The 8,387-nt window shown below is 68.5% G+C and carries 7 protein-coding genes and 2 pseudogenes; 6 read left to right on the top strand and 3 right to left on the bottom strand.

Annotated features, from left to right (window positions below; translation table 11 throughout):
* The first annotated feature begins 72 nt into the window (after nucleotides 1-72).
* Complete coding sequence (locus D477_RS02890; RefSeq protein WP_005267112.1) at nucleotides 73-705, top strand: GntR family transcriptional regulator; 633 nt, start codon at nucleotides 73-75, stop codon at nucleotides 703-705.
* A gap of 18 nt (nucleotides 706-723) precedes the next feature.
* On the opposite strand, the gene D477_RS02885 is transcribed toward D477_RS02890, so the two are convergent.
* Nucleotides 724-1,563 carry a DUF1206 domain-containing protein gene (locus tag D477_RS02885; protein ID WP_005267111.1) on the bottom strand — a complete coding sequence of 280 codons (840 nt, stop codon included), beginning with the start codon at nucleotides 1,561-1,563 and terminating at the stop codon, nucleotides 724-726.
* Between the two features lie 175 nt (nucleotides 1,564-1,738).
* On the opposite strand from D477_RS02885, the gene D477_RS02880 reads away from it, so the two are divergent.
* From D477_RS02880 to D477_RS02860, 5 genes and pseudogenes are all read left to right on the top strand, one after another.
* Nucleotides 1,739-2,131 (top strand): MmcQ/YjbR family DNA-binding protein, encoded by a 393-nt coding sequence (locus D477_RS02880; RefSeq protein WP_005267110.1) that lies wholly within the window; start codon nucleotides 1,739-1,741, stop codon nucleotides 2,129-2,131.
* Nucleotides 2,128-2,691: a hypothetical protein gene (locus D477_RS02875; protein WP_005267109.1), complete on the top strand. Its 564-nt coding sequence runs from the start codon at nucleotides 2,128-2,130 to the stop codon at nucleotides 2,689-2,691. Before D477_RS02880 ends, D477_RS02875 begins: the two co-directional genes overlap by 4 nt.
* A pseudogene (locus D477_RS23800) lies at nucleotides 2,574-3,226 on the top strand (DUF1990 family protein). Before D477_RS02875 ends, D477_RS23800 begins: the two are co-directional and overlap by 118 nt.
* Nucleotides 3,227-3,341: 115 nt before the next feature.
* Nucleotides 3,342-3,662, top strand: coding sequence for a putative quinol monooxygenase (locus D477_RS02865; RefSeq protein ID WP_005267108.1), 321 nt, complete (start codon nucleotides 3,342-3,344; stop codon nucleotides 3,660-3,662).
* Nucleotides 3,663-3,857: 195 nt separating this feature from the next.
* A pseudogene (locus D477_RS02860) lies at nucleotides 3,858-6,620 on the top strand (alpha-amylase family glycosyl hydrolase).
* Between the two features lie 19 nt (nucleotides 6,621-6,639).
* On the opposite strand, the gene D477_RS02855 reads toward D477_RS02860, so the two are convergent.
* Together D477_RS02855 and D477_RS02850 are read right to left on the bottom strand one after the other, a co-directional pair.
* Nucleotides 6,640-6,936: an antibiotic biosynthesis monooxygenase family protein gene (locus tag D477_RS02855; RefSeq protein WP_005267106.1), complete on the bottom strand. Its 297-nt coding sequence runs from the start codon at nucleotides 6,934-6,936 to the stop codon at nucleotides 6,640-6,642.
* Between the two features lie 38 nt (nucleotides 6,937-6,974).
* Nucleotides 6,975-8,231, bottom strand: a complete 1,257-nt coding sequence (locus tag D477_RS02850) for a serine hydrolase domain-containing protein (RefSeq protein WP_005267105.1) — start codon at nucleotides 8,229-8,231, stop codon at nucleotides 6,975-6,977.
* Nucleotides 8,232-8,387 lie beyond the last annotated feature (156 nt).

Genomic DNA, 8,387 nt, shown 5'->3' with positions numbered 1-8,387 from the left:
ATAAGTATCACAGACAGATTCCTGAAGTATATTTCTTGAGACACCTCGCACGCACTCTGGTAAGGAATGGCTGTGGCATCAGCGACCGACCGTCTGGAAGAAGTCCTCAGGAACCGCGTGTGGCTGGGGACCCTGAAGCCCGGGTCGGTCGTGGTCGAGCCGGAACTGGCGAAGGAATTCGGCGTATCGAAAACACCTGTGCGGGAGGCGCTGCAGCGGCTGGTCGCGCAGGGGCAGGTTACGGTGCTGCCGAAGAAGGGCTACCTGATCCGCACAATGGGCCTGTCCGATGTCCTTGAGCTGGTCGAGATGCGCACCGTGATCGAACCGCACATCGCGGCCAAGGCGGCCCGCCGGCGGCACGGCCTGGAAGTGCTGCGGCGCGAGCTTGACCTGCAGCATGAGCTGCTGGCGCCGGATCCGGCCGCGTCGCTGGAACACGGCAGGGCGTTCCATGAGACGCTGGCCAGCGCGGCCGGCAACGCGCGGATGCTGGAGGCGCTGGAGCGGTCGCTGGAAGAGATGGGCCGTGCCTACAACATCGTGCCCGGAGCGCAGGCCCACCTGCACAGCGAAGAGGAGCTGGTCGAGCACGAGGCCATTTATGCGGCCGTGGCGGCCGGGGATCCTGATGCCGCACGACAGGCCATGCTGGACCATCTGCAGTCCATCCGCCAGGCACTGGTCTCGCAGTTCACCGAGTAGTCCGCGGGCTTCCCCCGGCTACATCTTCGCGTAACGGGCCCGCGCGCCCAGATAGAGCCCGTAGCAGATCAGGCCGAGCGCGACCAGGATGAGCGCGGCGTCGCCGAACGGCTGCTCCTTCAGCGCCTTCAGTGCGCCGTCCAGGCCCTTGGCCTCCTCCGGATCCTGATGGAACGCGGCGACAGCGAACAGGACTCCGAGCACCAGCAGGGCGGCTCCCTTGCCGACGTAGCCGAAGGTGCCCAGCCAGCTCACCGCGATGTGCTGGCCGCCGGGCGGGACGGTTTTCAGGTCGTCGAAGAACTTCTGCACGATGCCCTTGTAGATGTAGAACGCCCCGGCCGCGGCGATGCCTGCGCCGATCAGGAACAGCACCAAGGCGCCGCCGGGGAACTGCAGCAGCCTGGCGCTGGCGTCCTGCGAGGCCTCGCTGCTGTCGCTGCTCCCGCCGAACGCGAAGATGCCGAAGAGGGCGCTGATCGCCGCGAAGACGATGGCCAGACCCAGCGCTTTGGCCCGCTTGCCCCACTTTTTCTTGTCTTCGTACTGCCGGTAGCCGAAGGCCGCGTCGGACAGCTGCCAGAGCGCCAGCGCGGCACAGGCGATCATGCCGGCCCAGACCAGCACCGTGCCGCCGGGCCTGGCGGCGAGCTGGGACAGCGCGCCGGCCTGGTCCGCTTCGCCCGAGGCGCCGAGACCCAGCCGCAGGGCGATCAGGCCGATCAGCACGTGCAGCAGCCCGTTGGCGGCCCAGCCGAAACGGGCCACCACTTCCAGGCTCTTCGACTCCGAGGCTTCCTCGGCGGTGTCCCTGGCCTTGCGGGCCTGCCGTTTCGCCTTCTGCACTTCGCCGCTCACGAGAACCTCCGCCTGCTATTGGACTGCCCAAAGGGGACAGACCGGCACCCGCCCCCGCGCCGTCGTCGTTCTCTAAGTATGGCCCTGCAGGCCGACAATCACCCGCCTCCGGCAGATATCCACAGGAGCCGGTGCCTGCCTTTCGGGCGCCGGCGGGCGGCGGTAGGCTGGCGGGGTGGATGGAGCCGGGCTGCGCGGGATTTGCCTGGGCCTGCCGGGAACCTTCGAGGACTTCCCGTTCGGCCCGGAGACGTCGGTGTTCAAAGTACGCGCGCGGGCCGGGCAGGCCAAAATGTTCGCGCTCGCCAACCTGGACGCTGACCCGCTGCACATCAGCCTCAAGTGCGAGCCCGAGCTGGCGCTGCAGCTGCGCGCGGCCCATCCGGAGATCACCGGCGCCTACCACCTGAACAAGACGCACTGGAACGGCGTGCTCTGCGGCAGCGGGCTGCCGGACGGAATGATCCGGGACATGATTGAGGACTCGTACGATCTGGTCGTCGCCGGACTGCCGCGGCGGGACCAGGAGGCGCTGGGCTGGGCCGGGCTCAGCCGGGAGGGTGCATGATCAGGCAGGAAACCTTGGACGAGCTGTGGGATTTTTCGGACCCGAAGGGCTCGGAGCAGCGGCTGCGGGCGGCGGACACCAACCGCTTTGCGCTGCCGGCCGACCGCAGCGAGCTGGCCACGCAGATCGCGCGGGCGCTCGGGATGCAGGGCCGGCATGAGGAGGCGCTTGACCTGCTGGGGCGGATTGACGACGGCGGGGAGCCGGTAGTGCTGGTCCGCCTCCTAGTGGAGCGGGGCCGGGTCCTGCTCGCGGCCGGCCGGGCCGAGGAGGCGATGCCGCTGTTCGAGGACGCCGCACATCTGGCCGCCGAGTCCGGCCTCGACTACCTGGCGGCCGACGCGATGCAGATGGCCGCGGCGTCGGATCCGTACGCGGCCGCGGAGTGGGCCGAGAGCGGGCTGGCGGTGGTGGCGCGGAGCAGCGATCCGCTGGTGCAGCGGTGGGCTCCCGGGTTCCACCTGCTGCTGGGCCGGGCGATGGAAGATGTCGGAGAGGACGAGGCGGCCGCCGAGCAGTTCCGGCTGGCCGGGGAAGCGGACGGCGGTTCCGGCCGGTGAGCCGGCGGAAGCCCCTCGCGGAGCGGGCGCTGACCTACCCGGAGCAGGGCCTGACCCGGCTCGGCCAGGCGCCGGCAGGGTACCGCGTCGCCCGGCACCGGCAGGCAGTCGGTTCGGGCGCTGACGCGTTTGCCCGGCTGGGCGAAGGCATCATGGCCTGGAACCTGCACCGTGCCGCCGGGCTGCGGGTGGAGCCGAGGACCCCGCGGGCGGCCGAGGGTGTCAATGTGGTCTCGAGCTTCGGAGCCGGGCCGCTCCGGCTGGCAGCACCGTGCCGGGTGGTGTGGACGGTGGAATCGGACGGCCGGACCGGCTTCGGCTACGGGACGCTGCCCGGCACCCGGCCTCCGGCGAGGAGAGTTTCCTGGCGGTGCTCGAACCGGACGGGCAGGTGTACCTGGAGCTGTTCGCGTTCAGCCGGCCGTCCACCTGGTTCTACCGCGCCGGGTCGCCTGTGACGGTCGCCGCCCAGAAGCTGGTGACCCGGCGCTATTTGGCCGCCGCCCGCAAACTCGCCGAGGGCCCGGCCCGTTAGCTCGGCCAGGGCACGGCCAGCCTTGAACGCATCCCTGTGAAAGGATGAACTTTCAGGTTCCACCGGCGTCCCAGCAGAACCAGGGGCCGCCGACAGCAACAGGAAGGCAGCTGAAGTGATCTTCATCGTCGTCAAGTTCAAGGTCAAGCCCGAGCACTCCGACCAGTGGCCCGAACTGGTCCGCGAATTCACCGAGGCGACCCGCGCCGAACCGGGCAACCTCTGGTTCGACTGGTCGCGCAGCATCGACGATCCGGACGAGTACGTGCTGGTCGAGGCCTTCAAGGACGACGGCGCCGAAGCCCATGTCAAGAGCGCCCACTTTGAGAAGGCCATGGCCGAGCAGCCGCAGTACCTGCAGGAGACCCCGCGCATCATCAGCCGCCAGATCGATGGCGAAGGCTGGGACCAGATGGGTGAAATGACCGTCGCCTGACCCCGCCTCCCTCTTATCGACTGAGCAGCTGATGCCCCTTTCAGGGGTGAAATTGGGGCATCAGCTGCGCACTCGAAGCAGGGAGCGGCCGAAATTTCGGTTCGGCGGCTCCTGGTTGGCTGCTCCGGTCTTGACGTTCCTTGTGAGCCGGGACACGCTGAGGCGGTTGAAGGATTAGCCTGACCAGGAGCCGCCATGTCTGCCGCCCGCCCCTCCGCCACCACCCGCTCCCGGCGACGCACGGCACTCCGCCGCGGCGCCGCCGTCGTACTTTCCCTCCTGCTGGCCGTCCCCGCCCTGCCCGCCTCGGCGCAACCGGGGGAGGACCACGCGGAGGCCCGGCCGGAACAGCAGGCCGGGGCCCGGCAGTCGCTGCGCGCCCCGGTGACGGACGAGAACTTCTACTTCGTCATGGCGGACCGCTTCGCCAACGGGGATTCCGCGAACGACGACGGCGGGCTGGGGTCCGATCCGCTGGTGTCCGGTTTCGATCCGGCCCGGAAAGGCTTCTACAACGGCGGCGACCTGGCCGGGCTGCTGGCGCGGCTGGACTACATCCAGGGGCTGGGCACCACGTCCATCTGGCTCACACCGAGCTTCAAGAACAAGGCGGTCCAGCTCGAGGACGGACCGTCGGCGGGCTACCACGGCTACTGGATCACGGATTTCACGCAGATCGACCCGCACCTGGGCACCAACGCGGAGCTGAAGCAGCTGATCGAGGCGGCGCATGAGCGAGGCATGAAGGTCTATTTCGACATCATCACCAACCACACCGCGGACGTGATCGGGTATGAGGAGGGCGCGCGGACTGGGTATGTTTCGAAGGACCGCGAGCCGTACCGGAGCGCGGAGGGCGAGGAGTTCGACGATCGGGACTTCGCCGGCTCCGGGGACTTCCCGCAGCTCGATGCGGCCACATCCTTCCCCTACACCCCGGTGCTGGAGCCGGGCGAGGAGGACCTGAAGGTCCCGGCGTGGCTGAACGACCCGACGCTCTATCACAACCGCGGCAACACCACCTTCACCGGTGAGGACTCCTACTACGGCGACTTCTTCGGCCTGGACGACCTGTTCACCGAGCATCCGCGCGTGGTGGACGGGATGACGGAAATCTACAAGACCTGGATCGCGGACTTCGGCGTGGACGGGTTCCGGATCGACACGATGAAGCACGTCGACGATGCGTTCTGGCAGGACTTCGGCCCGGAGGTGCTGGAGTTCGCCCGGGCGCAGGGCAAGGACGAGTTCTTCATGTTCGGCGAGGTCTACGACACGACCAAGAGTTTCACCTCCCAGTTCACCACGCGCAACAGCATGCAGGCGGTGCTGGACTTCCCGTTCCAGGGAGCCGCACGGGACTTCGCCTCGCGCGGGCAGGGCGCGGCCGACCTCGAAGAGTTCTTCGCCGGCGACGACTGGTACACCGACGCGGATTCCAACGCCTACCAGCTGCTCACGTTCCTGGGTAACCACGACATGGGCCGGATCGGCAGCTTCATCGCCGCGGACAACCCGGGTGCCGACGACGCCGAACTGCTGGCCCGGGACCGGCTGGCGCACGAGCTGATGTACTTCTCGCGCGGGAACCCGGTGGTCTACTACGGCGACGAGCAGGGCTTCACCGGGCCCGGCGGCGACCAGGACGCGCGCCAGAGCCTGTTCGCCAGCCAGGTGCCCGAGTATCTGGACGATGACCTGATCGGCACCGGCTCCACCCATGCACAGGACAATTACGACGCCGGGCATCCCCTGTACCGGGCGATCGGAGACCTTGCGGCACTCACCAGGGAGCATCCCGCGCTGCGCAACGGCGCCCAGCAGCACCGCTACGCCGCCGAGGGTCCGGGCATCTACGCGTTCTCGCGGATCGGCGCGGAGGACCAGCGCGAGTACGTGGTCGCGGTGAACAGCGCCGAGACGGAGCAGACGGCGCAGATCCCGACCTACATCCCCAAGCGCCGGTTCGCCCGAATTTACGGCGGGGACGGCGCGGCCAAAACGGCAGCGGACGGGACGCTGACCGTGACGGTCCCGCCGCTCTCCACCGTGGTGTACCAGTCCGCGGGGAGGATTCCGCACTCGAAGGAAGCCCCCGCCGTCGTACTTTCCGCCCCACGGCCGGCGGATGCGGACAACGGGCGGCTGGAAGTCAGCGCCGAGATGGACGGACAGTCCTTCTACCAGGTCAGCTTCGAGGCCCGCGTTGACGGCGGCGAGTGGCGGCCGGCGGGCACGGACGACAACGCGCCGTACCGGATCTTCCACGACGTCGCCGCACTGGAGCCGGGCACGCGGGTGGAGTACCGCGCCGTGGTGCTCGACAACGGCGGGCACACCCGGGCGGCCAGTGCGGTTGCGGCCGAGGTCCCGCAGCCGAAGCTGGCCATGGTGCTGCCGGCGGAGGGCAGCCAGGTGTCGGGCGAGGTCGAGGTCGGCGCGGTGGCATCGCCGGAGAAGCCGGAGCACGAGGTGACGCTGGAGCGGCGCATCGCTGACGGGAAGTGGGCCGCGATCGGAACGGACGACTCATCGCCGGCCTACACCGCATTCGACGACGTGGCCGCGCTGGAGACTGCCGGACGGAACCCAGCTGCAGTACCGCGCACGGCTGGGCGGTTCGGTCAGCGACGTGCGGACGGTGACGGTCGGGGACCGCATCGAGCAGCCCGCTTCGGTGACCGCGGCCGGAAGCTTCAACTCGGAGCTCGGCTGCGCCGAGGACTGGCAGCCGGCCTGCGAGCAGGCGAAGCTCACGCTGGACCCGGACGGCATCTGGCGGCTGACCGCGGACCTGCCGGCCGGCAGCTACGAGTTCAAGGCCGCCCTCAACGGCAGCTGGGACCTGAACTACGGCGCCGGCGGGCGCGCGACGGGTCCAACATTCTGCTGGAGCACGACGGCGGCGCGGTCACCTTCAGCTACGACCACCGGACCCACGTCATCACGGCGGAATAAGGCAGGGCAGCCTCCAAGGTTATTCCTGAACGGCTACCTGCTCGAGGGTGTGGGGCTCGAAGTGCTCGAGGGTATCGCGGATCCCGGCCAGCCCCTCGCTGAACAACGACGACCCCCGCCACTGCTCGATCTGTTCCACCGACTCCCATGGGCCGGTGCTGATGAAGCGGTTGGGCACGTCCCGGTCGCGCATCAGCAGAGCATGACCGCCGGGAAATGCCTCTTTAGTCCGTCTGGCCAGATCCTCCCATGCGCGCACGAAGTCGTGCTCGCGTCCCGGCTTTACCAGCCAGATTCCGAGTGTGTACACAGTCATGGCAATGCCTCCAAATCACTGACCGAAAAGGTTCTTGATTACCGGCCGTAGATCTCTCCGATGAGCTCGCGGGCGATCGAGGTTGCCGGGTCGCGGCCGTCGGCAGCGGGTGCCAGGTTCGTCCAGACGATGAGCGTCAGGTCGTTGCCCGGGTCGTGGCCCATGAAGGTGTTGAAGCCGGGCAGCTCGCCCGTGTGCCCGTACAGCTCGCCGAACTTCGCGATGGCCAGGCCGTAGAGCGGGGACTCGGGGTTGTCCGGATCCACCGGCTGGAGGCTGTCCATCCGGAGCTGCTGCGTCTCATCGCCAAGCACGCCGCCCTCCGCCAGGGCCTCGGCCCACACCGCCACGTCGCCGGCGGTCGAGGTGCCTTGGCCGGCCGCCCAGGTCCAGGAGGAGTTGGCGTCGGTGACGTCGTTGGGCTCGAGTTCGCCGGACTCAGCCGCCGCAATCAGGTCCGCCGGCAGTTTGGTGGACGCGATGGTCAGCACGTTGTCCATGAACATATAGCCCTGCGGATGCGGCCGCTGAAGTGCGGTGTCCGCCGACGGCGGGAAGGCGGACTCATCCATGCCGAGCGGATCGAGGAGGCGGTCCTGGACGATCTCCTCCAGCGGCTTGTCCTCCAGCTCCTCGGCGATGAGTCCGAGCAGCACGGTGTTGGTGTTCGAGTAGTGGTAGCCCTCGCCCGGCGGGAAGTACGCCGGCAGCGGCAGCGCAATCCCCACCAGCTCCTCCGGCGTCCAGACCCGCTGCGGCGTCTCGTCGAGGGCCAGGCTGAGCTCGTAGGACTCCGAGTAGTTGTAGAGACCGCTGCGCATATTGAGCAGCTGCTCGATCGTGATGTTCTCCCCGTTGGGCACGTCCTCCCGGAATTTCGAGACCGGGTCATCCAGGCTCAGCCGGCCCTCCTCCACGAGCTGCAGGATGATGGTGCCGGTCCAGGTTTTCGTGACGGATCCGATGCGGATGTGGTCCTGCAGGTCCACGGGATCGGAGTCGTCCCGGGCGCGGTCGCCGTAGGTGAACTCAAGCTCCCTCTCCGGCGTGCGCAGCAGCATCGCTGCCCCGGGAACCAGGAGCTCCTCCGCCAGGCGCTCGAACGTCTCCCGCAGCTGCTCCTCGTCGATGGCTGGCGGCCCGGGCGAGCCACTCGCCTCGACGGCCTGGACATTCTCCGCCGCCGGCGGGCTCTCCGCCGTGCAGCCCGAGGCACCGAGCAGCAGTCCCGCCATGCCGAGTGCTGCCAGCCGCCGGACCAGCGGACGCCTGGGGGAACTGGTAACTGCGTTCATGATGGGCTCCGGTCAAACCCCGAATCCAACCACCGGCCGGTTCGGAAGATGCGCCAATGATGCCCTCAACCTACTCCCGCCGAGCGCCCGCCCAACAGCCCCAAAGCGGAGGTGGGCCGTGCCGGCCGTCCCTGATCGAAGAAGCAGCTGATGCCC

The sequence above is a fragment of the Arthrobacter crystallopoietes BAB-32 genome (genome assembly GCF_000328305.2).
GTDB lineage: Bacteria > Actinomycetota > Actinomycetes > Actinomycetales > Micrococcaceae > Crystallibacter > Crystallibacter crystallopoietes_A.
This window is presented reverse-complemented; position numbering and strand designations above follow the sequence as displayed.